Source organism: Pseudomonas sp. AL10 (genome assembly GCF_029960685.1).
In the GTDB taxonomy this organism is placed as follows: domain Bacteria; phylum Pseudomonadota; class Gammaproteobacteria; order Pseudomonadales; family Pseudomonadaceae; genus Aquipseudomonas; species Aquipseudomonas lactis.
In genome coordinates this window covers 120,754-135,710 of sequence record NZ_JASBQZ010000009.1, presented here as the reverse complement: position 1 = coordinate 135,710, position 14,957 = coordinate 120,754, and the positions used below count along the sequence as shown (strand labels likewise).

The following is a 14,957-nucleotide window of genomic DNA, read 5'->3' as shown; positions in this document are numbered from 1 at the left end:
CGCATGTCCAGAAATGGTCCTTTGGCCCTCGGTTTCCATGCCGTGGTGGTGCTGTTCATGATGGCGCCACTGGTGGTGGTGTGCCTGGTGGCATTCACACCAGAGAACACCTTGAGCCTGCCCACGTCGGGCTTCTCCCTGCGCTGGTTTCGCGCGGTGTTCGAACGCGCCGACTTTATCCAGGCGTTCTACAACAGCCTGATCCTGGCCTTCACTGCCGCCACCCTGGCGACCCTGATCGCGGTGCCGGCGGCCCTGGCGATCAGTCGCTATTCGTTCCCGGGGCGCAACTTCTTCAGTGCGCTGTTCCTGTCGCCCATCATCATTCCGCACCTGGTGCTGGGGGTGGCGATGCTGCGCCTGTTTGCGCTGATGGGCGTGAACGGCAGCTTTACCTGGCTGATGCTCGCACACGTGGTGATCATCACCCCCTATGTGTTGCGCCTGGTATTGGCGGCGGCCATCGGCATTGATCGCAGTGCCGAGCAGGCCGCCGAATCCCTCGGCGCCGGGCGCTTTACGCTGTTCCGGCAGATCACCCTGCCGATGATTTTGCCCGGTGTGGCCGGTGGGTGGTTGCTGGCGTTCATCAACAGTTTCGATGAAGTGACCCTGTCGATTTTCGTCAGCTCACCGGCCACGCAAACCCTGCCGGTGCGCATGTACGTGTACGCCACCGAGTCCATCGACCCGATGATGGCGGCCGTGTCGGCGCTGGTCATCGCACTGACGGCAGCGACCATGATTGTGCTCGACCGGGTCTACGGCCTGGACCGCGTGCTGGTGGGGAAACACTGATGGCCTTGTTCAAGCGACTGAGCGAAACCCAACGCCCTGCCCTGGCCTTCACCCTTGACGGCCAGCCCGCCACAGGGTTGCTCGGCGATACCCTGCTGACCGCCATACTGACCTGCGCCGAGCACCTGCGCAGCAGCGATTTCAGTGCCGAGCGCCGCGCCGGGTTTTGCCTGATGGGCGCGTGCCAGGATTGTTGGGTGCGCCTGGCCGATGGGCGGCGGGTGCGCGCCTGTTCGACCCTGCTGGAAGAAGGCCAGGCGATCAGCCGTGACCCGGGGCGCCAGCCATGAAGCCGGTGGTGATTGTGGGTGCAGGCCCGGCGGGGATCAGCGCGGCGCGCACGTTGCTCGACCATGGCATCACACCGTGCCTGGTTGATGAGAGCCCGCGCGGTGGCGGGCAGATTTATCGGCGCCAACCCCCAGGGTTCCAACGCTCTGCCCGGCAGATCTACGGGTTTGAAGCGCGCAAGGCCCAAGCCGTGCACCAAACCATGGATGAACTGGCAGCGCTGATCGACTACCGGCCGGACACCTTGGTGTGGAATGCCGAGGACGGTCGCCTGGACATGCTCAATAACGGGCGCGCCGGCAGCCTCGAATACGCGCAGGTGATAGTCGCCACCGGCGCCACCGACCGTATCCTGCCGGTGCCGGGCTGGACATTGCCCGGTGTCTACAGCCTGGGCGCGGCGCAAATTGCCTTGAAGTACCAAGGCTGCGCGATTGGCGAACGCGTGGTGTTTTGTGGTTCCGGGCCGTTGCTCTATTTGGTCGCTTACCAATACGCAAAGGCCGGCGCCAAGGTGCTCGCTGTACTCGACAGTGCGCCGCTGAGTGCCCAGTGCCGTGCCTTGCCGGCGCTGCTCAGGCAACCGGCAACCCTGGCCAAGGGTATGTATTACCGCGCCTGGCTGACCGCCCACGGGGTTCCCGTGCATCAGGGCGCAATGCTCAAGCAGATCGACGGCGACCAACGGGTGCGTGGCATTCGCTTCGGCGAACAGACCCTGCCATGCGATGCGGTAGCCTTCGCCCATGCCCTGCGCAGCGAAACGCAATTGGCCGATCTGCTCGGCTGTGAGTTTGCCTGGAACCCGCTCAATCGCGCCTGGCTGCCGCAACGTGACAGCGCCGGGCGCAGCAGTGTCGAAGGGGTGTACCTGGCGGGCGACGGCGCCGGCATCATGGGCGCCGATGCCGCGCACATGGCCGGCGAATGCGCCGCGCTGGCGCTGCTGAAGGATACCGGTGTCGTGGTCGACCAACACCGCCGGGCCACACTGGAGCGGCAGTTGGCGCGTATCCAGCACTTTCGCCAGGGCCTGGAAACCGCGTTCCCCTTCCCTGAGCACTGGGCCGCGCAAGCGCCAGACGAACTGATCCTGTGCCGCTGCGAAGAGGTCAGCGTCGGCGAGGTGCGCGCCGTGGTGGATGAAGGCCACTGGGAAATCAACCGGGTCAAAGCCCATTGCCGCGTCGGCATGGGCCGCTGCCAGGGGCGGATGTGCGGGCTGGCGGCGGCGGAAATCGTCGCCGAGCGCAGCGGCCGCGACCTCCCCCAGATCGGGCGCTTGCGGGGCCAGGCGCCGATCAAGCCGCTGCCGTTTGGCGTGCGGGTGCAGCCATGATCGACGCAATCGTCTTGGGGGGCGGCATCGTCGGGGCTTCGGCGGCCTTGATTCTCGCGCAAAAAGACCAGCGGGTGGCACTGGTAGAACGGGATTTTTGTGGCTCGCATTCCAGCGGCGTCAATTACGGCGGCGTGCGGCGCCAGGGGCGGCCCTTGCATCAGTTGCCGCTGTCGCAGCGCGCCCATCAACTGTGGGCCGACCTGCCCGGGTTGATTGGTATCGAGGGTGAATACGTGCGCTCCGGGCATTTGAAGCTGGCGCGCAGCCTTGGGGATTTTGCCGCACTGCAAGCCTACGCCGAGCAGACCCGTGGCTTCGACCTGGGCCTGCAACTGCTGGACCGCAGCGAGTTACGCAGGCGTTTCCCCTGGGTGGGCGACGTGGCAGTGGGCGCCTCGTTGTGCCCCGATGACGGGCATGCCAACCCGCGCCTGGTGGCCCCGGCCTTTGCCCGTGCCGCCCAGCGCCATGGCGCTGCGGTGTACGAGCAAGCCGAGGTAATCGGCATCGAGCACGACAGCCGGCTATTCCAGGTGCACTGCGCCAACGGCCTGCACTTGCAAGCGCCGTGGCTGCTCAACTGCGCGGGCGCCTGGGCCGGCAAGGTCGCCGCGCAATTGGGCGAGCCGGTGCCGATCATCTCGGCGCACCCGGCGATGCTGGTCACCGAGCCGCTGCCGGGGGTGATGACCGTCAGCACCGGCGTCGAGGGTGGCGGCATCTATGCGCGGCAAGTCGCCCGCGGCAATTGCATTCTCGGTGGCGGGCGCGGCTTTGCCCTGGGCCCGCAGCAGGCCAGGCCGGGCCAGGCAGCGGTGCTGGAGATTCTGCGTAATGCCGGCGAACTCTACCCGTTTCTCCAGGGTGCCCAGGCCATTCGCACCTGGAGTGGCACCGAAGGTTACCTGCCCGACCACGAACCGGTGATCGGCCCCAGCAGTACCCAACCCGGCCTGCTCCACGGTTTCGGCTTTGCCGGCGCCGGGTTCCAGCTCGGCCCCGCCGTCGGTGAAGCCTTGGCAGAGATCGTCTGCGACGGCACCAGCCGCCAACCCATCGAAGCGTTTTCCATCCGTCGTTTCCAAGCCTGAGAGGAAAAACTCCATGCAATCACGTCTCGCGTTGTCCTGCTTGTCCCTCGCCTTGCTGACCGGCACGGCCCATGCCGCCCCCACGCTGTACCTGGGCATGAACGGCGGCACCATGGAACGGGTGTACGCCGACAAGGTGCTGCCCGCCTTCGAAAAGGCCAATAACGTCAAGGTCGTGATCGTACCCGGCACCTCCTCGGACATCCTCGCCAAGGTCCAGGCCAACAAGGCCAACCCACAGATGCATGTGATGTTCCTCGACGACGGCATCATGTACCGCGCCATCTCCATGGGCCTGTGCGACAAGCTCGCTCCGAGCCCGCCGCTGGAACAGATCCCGGCCAAGGCCCGAATCAAGGACGAGGCCGTGGCCGTGACCCTGGGCGTCACTGGCCTTGGCTACAACGCCAAGATGTTCAAGGACAAAGGCTGGGCCGCGCCCACCTCATGGATGGACCTGGCCGACCCGCGCTTCAAGGACAAAGTAGTGTTCCAGTCCCTGGCCTCCTCCACCTTCGGCCTGCATGGCTTCCTGATGTTCAACCGCATCCAGGGTGGCGACGAAACCAATGTGGAACCGGGCTTCAAGGCCTGGCCTAAGACCGTTGGCCCCAATGTGCTGGAATACATCGCCAGCTCCGCGAAAATCTCCGAGATGGTGCAGACCGATGAGGCCGCGATCTTCCCCCTGACCCCGACCCAGGTCGCCACACAAAAGCTGCTCGGCATACCGATGGAGTACGCGCAGCCCACAGAAGGTGCGGTGGTGCTCAACGTGGCCGAATGCGTGATAGCGCGCAATGACCAGCCGGAACTGGCGCAGAAGCTCGCAGCGTTTTTGCTGACCGCCGAGGCCCAGGCGCCGGCGTTGGAAGAAGGTGACCAGATCCCGTCGAACCCGACCACACCCACCACCGACAAAACCCGGGCGCGGGTGGAGGCCATGCAGGGTTATCTGCAGACCGCCATTTCGATTGATTGGGACCAGGTCAACCAGGCACGGCCGCAGTGGAATGCGCGGTGGAGTCGGTCGATTGAGCGTTGAGGCTTAGCCCTGCGCAATCAGGGCCAGTTCTTCGCGGGTGCGACTGACGTGTGCACCGGCCTTGAGCAATTCGTCGACAGCCTGTACACCGCCCTCCTCGCTGATGCCTCGGCACGCCGGCAAATGCAGAACAACGTGCAAGCCGGCCTTGAGCAATTGCAACGCGGTGGTCTTGACGCAGTAATCCAGCGCCAGGCCGCCGACGATCACGCGGGCCACGCCGTGGGCCTTGAGGTACTCGATGACGCCGGTGGACAGTTTGTCGTGCAGGTCGTGGTAACAGGCGCCGTAGGGGTGCAGGTCGGGCTCGACCCCTTTCCAGATGAAGTAGTCGTAGTCATAGGGCGTGGGCAACTCATCGAGCAAGGTGAACCCCTCGGTGCCCGGCACGCAGTGGCTGACCCAGGTCACGTCGGCATGGACCAGGCCGGTGGGTTGCAGCATCTCGCTGTGTTGCGCGACCACCCAGGGCGCGTGGGGGGTGTGGGCGTCCTTGCTGCCGATGCGGTGGCCGGCGAGGCTGGCCATGTAGTTGAGTTCGGCACCAATGTGGTCGCCACCGGCCACTGGCAACTCGTCGGGGCATAAAGGCGTGAAGCTCTTCTGGGCGTCGACGTCGAATGAAGCGATGGCAGCTTTCGAAAGGCTCATGGTCGTTCTCGGGTGGTCTGCACGTACGAGCGCCTGAGGGCGAGCGTAGAAATCTTGAAGTATGGGACAGTTTACTGCGGGGATCGATGCTTTGCTGACTCACCTATTCTCAAGAACGCTGAAGTTCAAAGGTGGGAGCTGGCTTGCCTGCGATGATTGGAGTGAATCCACCAGCGCTATCGCAGGCAAGCCAGCTCCCACAGTTGGGTCAGCGTCAAACACTAGTTCATCCAATTGCCGCCATCAACGTTATAGGTCTGGGCCACCACATAATCGGCGTCCTTCGACGCCAGGAAGATCGCCATGCCGGTCAGGTCTTGCGCCGTGCCCATCCGCCCAAACGGCACCTCATCCCCTACGCGCTTTTTCTTCTCGCCAGGCGCCAGCCCTTCATGCCTGGCGAACAGCGCATCCACCCCATCCCAATGCTCACCGTCCACCACACCGGGGGCGATGGCATTCACATTGATGCCTTGCTTGATCAGGTTCAACCCCGCCGATTGCGTCAGGCTGATCACCGCCGCCTTGGTCGCGCAATAGACCGCTACCAACGGCTCGCCGCGCCGCCCGGCCTGGCTGGCCATGTTGATGATCTTGCCGCCATGCCCTTGGCTGATCATCTGCCGGGCTGCGGCCTGCAGGGTGAACAGGGTGCCGGCGACGTTGATCGAGAACAGCCGTTCAAAGCTGTCGCGGGTGATGTCGACGATGGGGGCCAGGTCGAACAGGGCGGCGTTGTTGATCAGGATATCGAGCTTGCCCGCATGGCTCACCACCGTGGCGACGGCCGCGTCGATGGAGGCTTGGTCGGTGACGTCCATCGCCACGGCGTAAGCCTGCGGCCCCAGTTCGGCGGCGGTGGCTTGGGCCTGTTGCAGGTTGATGTCGGCAATGGCTACCGTGGCGCCTTCAGCGATGTAGGCCTGGGCAAACGCACGGCCAATGCCACGCGCCGATCCGGTGATCAGCGCGCTTTTACCTTCGAGTCGTTTCATGGGGTCTCCTGAAAAAGTTATTGCCGGTAGCCGGTGAGCGTCGCCGAGAACAGCTTGCCGCCCCTTGTTGTTGAGCCTCGATTACAGCAGCTTGGCCTGCCGCGTCACAAACGGCTGGCGAATGCGAGGCTGATACTTTTTTAACCTGAGGCACAGGATCAAAAAAGTATCAGTCTCAGGCGAAACCGGGGCTAGCGCACCGATTGCCAGTGAGGGTATTTTGAGAAAATTGCACCATTACAAGAGGCAGCACCATGCCCATCAGCCCCGCCACCCTGTTCGAGCACCGCCCTGCGGAGCTTGAGGTGATCCTGCCCGAACCGGAACACGGCTTTCGCTGGTTCGAACATGACTATCCCTATGAATTGGCGCGCTGGAACCATCATCCTGAATTCGAAATCCACCTGATCCGCCAAGGCAGCGGCAAGCTGGTGGCGGGCGACTATATCGGTGCGTTCAGCGCCGGGCATGTCGCGCTGATCGGCCCTGGCCTGCCCCACGACTGGATCGGTGACCTGGCCCCCGGCGAATACCAGCACGGACGCGATGTGGTACTGCAATTCGACGGCGCCGCCCTGCTCGCCCTGCGCACCACCCTGCCTGAGCTCGGTGATTTACAGTCACTGTTTGCACGGGCGCGACGGGGCATAGAATTCACCGGCGAGACCGCAACGAGCGCGGCAGGGCTGATGGAGGCCATCGGCAGCGCCCATGGGTTGCAACGCCTGACCCTGTTCCTGCAACTGCTCGACACCCTGAAGAACGCACCGCCTGCACAGGCCAATACCCTGGCCAGCCCGTGCTACGCACCGACCCTGGATGCGCGCAGCGCCGAACGTATCAACAAGGCGTTTGACTACCTGATGCGGGAGTTGACCGGCGATGTACGCCTGTCGGATATCGCCCGGCAATTGGACATGAGCGAACCGGGCTTTTCGCGGTTTTTCAAGCGCAACACCGGCCATGGCTTTATCGACCTGATGCGCAAGTTCCGGGTGCAGCGTGCCTGCCGCTTGCTGTTGCACAGCCAGATGTCAGTGGCGGACATCTGCTTTGAGGTGGGCTACGCCAACCTGTCGAATTTCAACCGCCACTTTCGTATCGAAATGCACCAGACGCCGAGTGAATACCGGCGGCAGGCCGCACTGCCGATGTTCCATTCCTCTGACCCGCAGGGATGATAGGAATCCCCCTATTTTCCTGACCAAAGCGTCGGCAAATTCGACTTTTTTCTAAACAGTTCAAGCCATTGACCCAAGTTGGTACAGCCTGTGCAAACGTTTGCGGAACGAACTTGACCGCCAAGTTCACTCCTCCCCGTCGAATCGGGTTTAAACCGCGTAAGAATAAGGACTTTCAATGCACCCCACCTCAAAGCCTCGTGCCGGTCTTGGCGTTTCGTTGCTACTGGCCGCCGTTACGGGAGTACTCAGTGCACCCATTTTGGCGCAGGAAAAGCCCGTGGATGACTCAGCACAGGGCGAAACCCTCAGCCCTGAAGCCAACCCCCCGGCGAAAAAAGGCGTGTATCTGTCCGAGTGGTTCAACCAGGACCTCACGCTGATCGGCAGCAAAGACATCAGTTTCGGCCCCAAGCCTCAAGATGACGTCTACCTGGAATACGAGTACTTCGGGCGCAAGGGCCCCTTTGAGTTGTACGGCTATATCGATGTACCGAAGATCCTCACCATCGGTAACAGTAATGACAAAGGCGTGTGGGACCATGGCTCGCCGGTGTTCATGGAGCATGAACCGCGGATCTCCATCGACTACCTCGCAGGACGCAGCCTGGCAATTGGCCCATTCAAGGAATGGTATGTGGCATTTGACTGGATCTACGACCACGGCAGCCGCAAGGAAAACCGCGCCAACACTCTGTACAGCGGCCTGGGCACCGATATCGACACCCACTCGCGGGTCAACCTGTCGGCCAACTTCTACGGGCGCTACCAGTGGGAAAACTACGGCGCCAGCAATGAGTATTCCTGGGACGGCTACCGGGCGCAGATGAAGTACATCGTGCCCATCGGCAAGTTCGACAACGGCGCCTCGCTGACCTACATCGGTTTTACCAACTACGATTTCGGCTCGGACCTGCACAAGGACAACCCGGCGCGCACCGCCAATTCCCTGGTGGCCACCAACGTGTTGCTGTACTCGTTTACCCATCTGCGCTTTACCCTGGTCGGCCGTTACTTTCACAACGGCGGCAACTGGGAGGACGGCAGCGAGTTGAATTTCGGCGAAGGCAACTTCCGCGCACGCTCAGACGGCTGGGGTTACTACGCCGGCGTGGGCTATCAATTCTGATCAAGGAGCTGTAGATGAACGCATTGACCCGTATCTCGCTGGCCGCAGGCCTGGCCCTATTGCCCCACGTGGTGCTGGCGGATAACCCGGCGCCGATCAAACCCAAGGTGATGCTGATCACCATGTTCGCCCCCGAGGCGCAAACCTGGATCGACCGCCTGGCCCTCAAACAAGAAGTGCGCGTACCGGGCTTGTCTGCCGAATACCCGGTAATTCGCTGCAACGCCCAGGACGTGTGCCTGCTGGTGACGGGCATGGGCCAGACCAACGCGGCCGCGTCCACGCTGGCCCTGGCACTGTCGCCCAAGTTCGACCTGCGCCAGAGTTACTTCCTGATCGCGGGAATCGCCGGCATCAACCCCAAGCACGGCACCATCGGCACCGCCGCCTGGGCTCATTACCTGGTGGAGTTCGGCACGCAGTGGGAGCTGGATTCACGGGATGCGCCCAAGGACTGGCCGACGGGCTATATCGGGATCAACACCAAGGGGCCCAACGAAAAACCTCCGCTGGACTACAAGACCGAAGTGTTCGAGCTCAACCAAAAGCTGCAAGCCAAAGCGTTTGCCTTGTCGCACAAGGTGGAACTGACAGAAAGCAAAGAGTCTGCCGCTTGGCGTAAACACTACCCTGCCGCCCCGGCCAACCAACCGCCGCAAGTCACGCGCTGCGACACCCTGGCGGGCAACACTTGGTTTTCCGGCACGCGGTTGAGCGAACGTGCCGAGGTCTGGACCCAGTTGCTCACCGACAACAAAGGCGAATACTGCACCACCCAACAAGAGGACAACTCCACCTACGAAGCGCTGCTGCGCGCCAGCCGCGAAGGTTTGGTGGATATCCAGCGCCTGGCCGTGGTGCGCGCCGGCTCCGACTTTGACCGGCCTTATCCGGGCTACAGCGAGGTAGACAACCTGCTCAAGTATGCGGACCAGGGTGGTTTTGTACCCGCGCTGGAAAACCTGTACCGCACGGGCAACCCGTTGGTCCAGGCGATTGTGGAGAACTGGTCGGCGTGGGAAAAAGGCGTTCCCGAGGTCGAGTGAAGATCAATACTGTGGGAGCGGGCTTGCTCGCGAATGCAGAGTGTCAGTCGATATATAAGTGACTGATACACCGCATTCGCGGGCAAGCCCGCTCCCACATTTCTATCCCATCACGGCAGGAAAATGATTTTGTCTGGGCTGCCGTTGTTCACTTCTGCATAGCACTGAACACCCTCCACCAACGCCACTTCACGCAACCCCGTAGGCAGCGGCAACAGGCCTTCATCAAAGAAGCGCCCAAACGCCTCCAACATCACCGCGCATTGTTCGCAGCTGTACAGCAACGAGTTGACCCCCACCACCGACCCGCCCTTACGGTACAGCGCCAGGGCCGGTAACTGCACGAGGCCGTCAACCGGGGCGGCGATGATCGCAATGCGGCCGAACGGTGCCAGCCCCGCCACCGCGGCAGGCAGCCAGAAACCGGTGGTGTCAAAGATCACGTCGGCGCCGCCCTTGAACACGGCCTGCACTTGCGCGCCCAGCGCCTCTGGCTTACCCAAGGCAATCGCGTCCAACCCTTGAGCCTGCAACAACTCGAGCTGATCGGCCTTGCGCACAGCCGCCAGCACCTGCGCGCCGCGTATCTTCGCCAGCGCCAGCGCCGCACTGCCGACCGCGCCGTTGGCGCCAATCACCAGCAAGCGCGTGCCCTGGCCAACGCCACTGCGCTCCAAGGCATCCCAGGCAGTGGTATAGGGCACGCCGAGGCTGGCCGCCTGGGCAAAGCTCAAATGCGCGGGTTTGTGCGCCACGCCCTTGGCGGATACGCGCAGGTATTGGGCATGGGAACCGTCAGCGAAAAAACCCAGGTCGCGACCGGTGCCCCAGACTGCCTGGCCGAGCAATGCTTGCGGCCCCTCCACCACCACGCCGGCAAAATCACGCCCTGGGATGCGTGGCAGCGTGGTGTAGGGGAAGCGGCCAAGCACGTTTTTCACGTCGCTGGGGTTCAGGCCCGCAGCGTTAATCTGCACCAGCACTTCGCCGGCAGACGGCACCGGCACGGGCACCTCCACCAGGCTCAGGTGGGCGAGGTCGCCGGTGGCGGTAAATTGCAGTGCGTTCATCGAGGGCATCCGTCGAAGGGAAAAGGGATCAGGACAACCAACCACTGACCAACTGTCGCGTCATGGGCCAGAGCTTTTCGCCGAGCAGCATGCCCATCAGGCCGACCAGTGCGATAGCGGGCGGTGCCGGTGAACGGAAGTCCAGCGCGCCGTAGATCACGCCGACAAACAGGCCGATGGCCAAGGAAATCAAATAGCTCATGAAGGCTGCGCCCGGTGGATTGATAGGCTCAGTCTAGGGCGCGCCTACCGTGGGTATCGGCCAAGTGCTTCAGGATTTCGGCCAACCCCGGTACTGGGACGGCGACACGCCCAGTTCGCGTCGGAACATATCGCTGAAGCTGCTGGGCGAGTAACCCAGGGTGCGCGCAATGCCGCTCACCGACTGGCCCTGGATCAACTCCGCCGCCGCCGTAGCCAACTGCACCTGACGACGCCACTGGGCAAACCCCATGCCCAGGTGCTGCTGGAACAGCCGCGCCAGAGTGCGCACGCTGGCGCCCGCCGCCTCGGCGTGCTGCTCGAACGGGACGTCCAGGGAGGGCGACGCCATGACCGCCTGGCACGCATTGATCAGCCGACGATCAGCCGCCACCGGCATGGCAATGCGAATAGACGAGCGACGTGCGCGTTGCAACTCCAGCAGAGCCAGGCCTACGACAGCCTCGTAGTAGGCCGCATCGCCGTGATCGCCCTGCTCCACCAAGGTCACGATCAACTCCCGCAACAAGCGACCCACTTCGATGACCTGCACCTGGCTGTCCAGCGTCGCCGCCAATGCCGGGCGCAGGTAGATATTGCGCATTTGCAAATCGGAGACCACGCGGATCCCGTGCTCCACACCCGGCGGCAACCACACCGCGCGCTGGGGCGGCACCACCAGGGCTTCGCGTGGCGTCTCGACCCACATCACCCCGCTCATGGCGTAGAGCAGTTGGCCCCAATCGTGGCTGTGCGGCTCTACGTATAATCCACGCGGGTAGGTACGCGCCAACGGTTGCACGGGAACGGCGTGATCAGTGAGGTCGGGAGGCGCGGCCAGGGCCATGGCGGGTACACATCAATCAAGGATGGGCCGCCATGGTAAAGACTGGCCGCGGGCAAGCGAACTGTTTTTACTCATCCTGCAGGCACCGGGTGCCCGGGCCTGCAGGTCAATCCTGTCAACCGTGGGCCGACTTGGCGCATTCGCATCCCGTCGCCGCCGCGCAGGGTTCACCGTGAGCATGGTGCTCGGCACAGCCCTGGCAGCAATAGCCCTTGCCGTCTTTCATGATTGCGTCAGCGCCCAATACACATTTGCAGTGAGGGCAAGCACAGGTTTGATCTGGCATGGTCAGACTCCTTTTTCATGGTCGTCCGATGCAGCGAGCGCCGCACCTTAAGCAGTGACCTTGGACAGGCAGGCATGGTTCAGCGCCGTCAGTCGGCTCGGCGGCTATTACTGCGGTACATGAACACCAACGCCAGGGCGAGCAACAGCATCGCGAGGATACGACTGCCCGACAGCTCGATCGCCGGGTTGCCCAGCCAGCCAAAGTTGTCAATCAACATGCCCATGCCCAGTTGCCCGACGATCACCGCCACCGTGGCGACAGCCGTGCCGACCACAGGTACCGCGCCGACCATCACCATCATGTACACCACACCAAACAGAGCACCCGTCAATTGCCACTTGGGCACCTCCAGCAGGCTGACGGCCTGGGCCGGCTCGAAGAAAAATATCAACAGCGCCGTGGTCAGCGCGCCCACCGCGAAGGTCAACAGGCTGCTGCGCAACACCCCCACAGTCTGGCCCAGACGCCCATTAATAGCGGCCTGCACACTCAGCACCGCCCCTGCTGCAATCACCACCACCAACAACATAAACAGATTCATCGCCTTAGCCTCGTGCAATCAGAACCAGAGCCGCCACAATCAACGCCAACGCGATCCAGCGCTCGCCATTGACGCGTTTGCGCGCCGTGCCGAACCAGCCGAAGTGGTCGATCAACACACTCTTGCCCACCTGGCCCGAGAGGATCGCGATCATGGTCATCGCGATGCCGATGTGCGGTGTGGCCAGGGTCAACACCACTACATACATTGGCCCCAGAAACCCGCCGATCAACTGCCAGCGCGGCAGTTGCGTGAAGGCCGGGCCCTTTTGCGGGCCGCTGAACAGCAGCAGTAAGAACAGAATCGCCGTGCCAACGCCAAAGATGCTCAACGTCGCCCACAAATGCCCGACCTGCGCGCCCAATGGCCCAAGCAACCCGGCCTCCACCGACAGGCCCATGCCCGCCAGAATCACCAACGGCAACAGCAGCAGCCGTAAAAGGTTATTGCTCGGCCTGGCCTGCGCCAGCCCCTCGGTAGAACGTGCCTGCATACATCACCCGTGTATCAAGAAAGAAAAACATGGCGCGCATTATCCGGTGGCCGTGCTGTGCGATAAATGGGATTATGCGGACAACACCTTTGCGAAAAACGCACAGCCTGGAGAAATGATGCAGGGCTTGAATGAACTGAGTTTCAAGGCGCTACGCCTGTTTGTGGCCGTGCTGGACCAGGGCAGCTTTTCCGAAGTAGCCCGCCGTGAAAGCCTGGCGCCCTCCTCCATCTCGCGGCAGATTCAACTGATGGAGCAGGCCGTCGGCCAGCAATTGCTCTACCGCCATACGCGTGCCGTCAGCCCCACCGAAGCCGGCCGCCTGCTGGGCCGCCACGCACGCTTGCTACTCGAGCAGTTGGAGACGGCGAACCAGGCCCTGCAAGAGCAAGACAACGAACCCAGCGGCCTGGTGCGCATCAACGCGCCCATGGTGTTCGGCCAGCGTCACCTTTCACCCTGGCTGGGAGGGCTGTGCCGGCGCTACCCGAAGTTGCAGCTGGATATCCAGCAAACCGACACCTTCGTCGACCCGCTGCAAGATGGCACCGACCTGCTGTTTCGTATTGGCGTGCTCAATGACTCGGGCATGCAGGCGCGCATCTTCGCGCCGCAACGCTTTCGCATCGCGGCCAGCCCTGCTTACCTGGCCCAACATGGCACGCCGCGCCACCCTGACGAACTGGCCCACCACCATTGCCTGGCCTACAAAGGCATCACCGGTCAGCAGCGCTGGTTCTTCCGCCGCGGCCAAGGCGACTGGACTGCCTACAGCGTCAGCGGCCCCATCACCGGCAACCACGCCGACACCCTCACCCACGCCGCCGAACAAGGCCTGGGCCTGGTGGTGTTTCCGTCCTGGCTGATTGGCGAAAGCCTGCGCGCCGGTACCTTGCAGGCGGTGCTGAGTGAGTACGAGGTCGCGACAACCCTGGAGCCCCAACAGATCGCTGCGTTGTGGCCGGGCAGCCGCAGGCTGTCGCTGAAGGTGCGCACGGTGATCGACTATTTCGTGGAGTGTTTTGGGACGGTGCCGTATTGGGATCGGTGACGGATTTTGACGCTGCTGAACGGCGCCAGTGAAGGAATATTCCTAGTAGAAAACGTAGGCCCGTTCTGATTTTGAGGGCCAGTATTTCTGGGGACGGTGCGCTGGGGCAGACTTTAGCCAAATTTATTTGGAGAGACTTCATGGTCACTACGTACCACACACCATCCCGCGCTGAACGAGCGGCCGCCAGTGGTCGTGCCATCTTTGATAGCGGTCGTAGTTTTGGCTATATTTGGCCAAAACACGGAGAAGCCCCCATGATTACCGTTGCCCTCGGTGAGGCAAAAAACAACCTGTCCAAACTGGTCGATGAAGCCGCCGCTGGCAAAATCATCACTATCGCCAAACATGGTCGCGCAATGGCGCAGCTCGTCCCGCTTGGTAAGTCCAAGGGCCGGCGAATTGGCGCAATGAAGGGCGAGTTGACCATTCCTGAAGACTTCGACGCCCCACTCCCCAGCGATCTTTTGGATGCCTTTGAGGGCAGTCATTCATGAGGCTATTGTTGGATACCCATATCCTGCTATGGGCACTCAACGATGACTCCAAACTGTCCGGTAAAGCCCGCAAGCTGATAGAAAACGCCGCCGAAATTTACGTCAGTGCGGCGACATTTTGGGAGATGGCAATCAAGGTTAGCTTGGGAAAGCTCGCTGTGGACTTAGATAAAATTCGCGAATACTGCCTGGAAAGTGGCTTCGTCGAATTACCCATCAGCCTGGAGCATGCCATTGCCGTCAGGGATCTTGAACATCATCACAAGGATCCCTTCGATCGGCTGATCATTGCAACAGCCATGACTGAGCCGATGAAGCTATTGACTGCTGACCCAGAAGTTGCCCAATACACATCCTTGGCCATCTTGGTGTAGGCACTGCCTCGGCAATGCACCTCAG

At 62.3% G+C, this 14,957-nt stretch carries 19 protein-coding genes; 11 read left to right on the top strand and 8 right to left on the bottom strand.

Features of this window, described 5'->3' with window-relative positions; translation table 11 throughout:
• Positions 1-3 precede the first annotated feature (3 nt).
• The 5 genes from QK296_RS12520 to QK296_RS12500 are packed head-to-tail and all read left to right on the top strand — an operon-like array spanning position 4 to position 4,567.
• Positions 4-798 (top strand): ABC transporter permease, encoded by a 795-nt coding sequence (locus QK296_RS12520; protein ID WP_003191953.1) that lies wholly within the window; start codon positions 4-6, stop codon positions 796-798.
• Positions 798-1,088 carry a (2Fe-2S)-binding protein gene (locus tag QK296_RS12515; protein ID WP_003191955.1) on the top strand — a complete coding sequence of 97 codons (291 nt, stop codon included), beginning with the start codon at positions 798-800 and terminating at the stop codon, positions 1,086-1,088. The genes QK296_RS12520 and QK296_RS12515 overlap by 1 nt, the downstream gene beginning before the upstream one ends.
• Positions 1,085-2,428: an FAD-dependent oxidoreductase gene (locus QK296_RS12510; protein WP_003191957.1), complete on the top strand. Its 1,344-nt coding sequence runs from the start codon at positions 1,085-1,087 to the stop codon at positions 2,426-2,428. The genes QK296_RS12515 and QK296_RS12510 overlap by 4 nt, the downstream gene beginning before the upstream one ends.
• Complete coding sequence (locus QK296_RS12505) at positions 2,425-3,522, top strand: FAD-dependent oxidoreductase (protein WP_282390973.1); 1,098 nt, start codon at positions 2,425-2,427, stop codon at positions 3,520-3,522. Before QK296_RS12510 ends, QK296_RS12505 begins: the two co-directional genes overlap by 4 nt.
• A gap of 13 nt (positions 3,523-3,535) precedes the next feature.
• Positions 3,536-4,567, top strand: coding sequence for an ABC transporter substrate-binding protein (locus tag QK296_RS12500; protein WP_282390972.1), 1,032 nt, complete (start codon positions 3,536-3,538; stop codon positions 4,565-4,567).
• A 3-nt stretch (positions 4,568-4,570) separates the two neighbouring features.
• On the opposite strand, the gene QK296_RS12495 is transcribed toward QK296_RS12500, so the two are convergent.
• On the bottom strand, positions 4,571-5,218 hold the full coding sequence (locus QK296_RS12495; RefSeq protein ID WP_003191960.1) for an isochorismatase family protein: 648 nt from the start codon (positions 5,216-5,218) through the stop codon (positions 4,571-4,573).
• Between the two features lie 221 nt (positions 5,219-5,439).
• On the bottom strand, positions 5,440-6,213 hold the full coding sequence (locus QK296_RS12490) for an L-iditol 2-dehydrogenase (protein WP_034134507.1): 774 nt from the start codon (positions 6,211-6,213) through the stop codon (positions 5,440-5,442).
• A 254-nt stretch (positions 6,214-6,467) separates the two neighbouring features.
• On the opposite strand from QK296_RS12490, the gene QK296_RS12485 reads away from it, so the two are divergent.
• The 3 genes from QK296_RS12485 (at position 6,468) to QK296_RS12475 (ending at position 9,569) form a co-directional block, all read left to right on the top strand.
• Complete coding sequence (locus QK296_RS12485; protein ID WP_094774102.1) at positions 6,468-7,394, top strand: AraC family transcriptional regulator; 927 nt, start codon at positions 6,468-6,470, stop codon at positions 7,392-7,394.
• Positions 7,395-7,572: 178 nt separating this feature from the next.
• Positions 7,573-8,523, top strand: coding sequence for a nucleoside-specific channel-forming protein Tsx (locus tag QK296_RS12480; RefSeq protein ID WP_032872109.1), 951 nt, complete (start codon positions 7,573-7,575; stop codon positions 8,521-8,523).
• 14 nt (positions 8,524-8,537) lie between these two features.
• Entirely contained in the window at positions 8,538-9,569 is a 1,032-nt protein-coding gene (locus tag QK296_RS12475; RefSeq protein ID WP_034134510.1) for a purine nucleoside permease, read from the top strand.
• A gap of 110 nt (positions 9,570-9,679) precedes the next feature.
• Here the strand turns inward: QK296_RS12475 and QK296_RS12470 are convergent, their stop codons facing one another.
• The 6 genes from QK296_RS12470 to QK296_RS12445 all read right to left on the bottom strand — a co-directional run bounded on the left by QK296_RS12470 (position 9,680) and on the right by QK296_RS12445 (position 13,010).
• Positions 9,680-10,639: a zinc-binding alcohol dehydrogenase family protein gene (locus QK296_RS12470; RefSeq protein ID WP_094774103.1), complete on the bottom strand. Its 960-nt coding sequence runs from the start codon at positions 10,637-10,639 to the stop codon at positions 9,680-9,682.
• 28 nt (positions 10,640-10,667) lie between these two features.
• The gene (locus tag QK296_RS12465) at positions 10,668-10,841 is read right to left on the bottom strand and encodes a DUF1427 family protein (protein ID WP_003191972.1); all 174 of its coding nucleotides are present in this window, start codon (positions 10,839-10,841) and stop codon (positions 10,668-10,670) included.
• A 69-nt stretch (positions 10,842-10,910) separates the two neighbouring features.
• The gene (locus QK296_RS12460; RefSeq protein ID WP_057710380.1) at positions 10,911-11,687 is read right to left on the bottom strand and encodes a helix-turn-helix transcriptional regulator; all 777 of its coding nucleotides are present in this window, start codon (positions 11,685-11,687) and stop codon (positions 10,911-10,913) included.
• Positions 11,688-11,802: 115 nt separating this feature from the next.
• Positions 11,803-11,973, bottom strand: a complete 171-nt coding sequence (locus QK296_RS12455) for a putative metallothionein (RefSeq protein WP_019816816.1) — start codon at positions 11,971-11,973, stop codon at positions 11,803-11,805.
• Positions 11,974-12,061: 88 nt separating this feature from the next.
• On the bottom strand, positions 12,062-12,517 hold the full coding sequence (locus QK296_RS12450) for a DMT family transporter (protein ID WP_003191976.1): 456 nt from the start codon (positions 12,515-12,517) through the stop codon (positions 12,062-12,064).
• Positions 12,518-12,521: 4 nt separating this feature from the next.
• Complete coding sequence (locus QK296_RS12445) at positions 12,522-13,010, bottom strand: DMT family transporter (RefSeq protein ID WP_014718846.1); 489 nt, start codon at positions 13,008-13,010, stop codon at positions 12,522-12,524.
• Between the two features lie 118 nt (positions 13,011-13,128).
• Here QK296_RS12445 and QK296_RS12440 point away from each other — a divergent pair, with 118 nt between their 5' ends.
• The 3 genes from QK296_RS12440 to QK296_RS12430 all read left to right on the top strand — a co-directional run bounded on the left by QK296_RS12440 (position 13,129) and on the right by QK296_RS12430 (position 14,932).
• Positions 13,129-14,061, top strand: coding sequence for a LysR family transcriptional regulator (locus tag QK296_RS12440; protein WP_034134639.1), 933 nt, complete (start codon positions 13,129-13,131; stop codon positions 14,059-14,061).
• A gap of 140 nt (positions 14,062-14,201) precedes the next feature.
• Complete coding sequence (locus tag QK296_RS12435; RefSeq protein ID WP_232964649.1) at positions 14,202-14,558, top strand: type II toxin-antitoxin system Phd/YefM family antitoxin; 357 nt, start codon at positions 14,202-14,204, stop codon at positions 14,556-14,558.
• Complete coding sequence (locus tag QK296_RS12430; RefSeq protein WP_003191983.1) at positions 14,555-14,932, top strand: type II toxin-antitoxin system VapC family toxin; 378 nt, start codon at positions 14,555-14,557, stop codon at positions 14,930-14,932. Before QK296_RS12435 ends, QK296_RS12430 begins: the two co-directional genes overlap by 4 nt.
• Positions 14,933-14,957 lie beyond the last annotated feature (25 nt).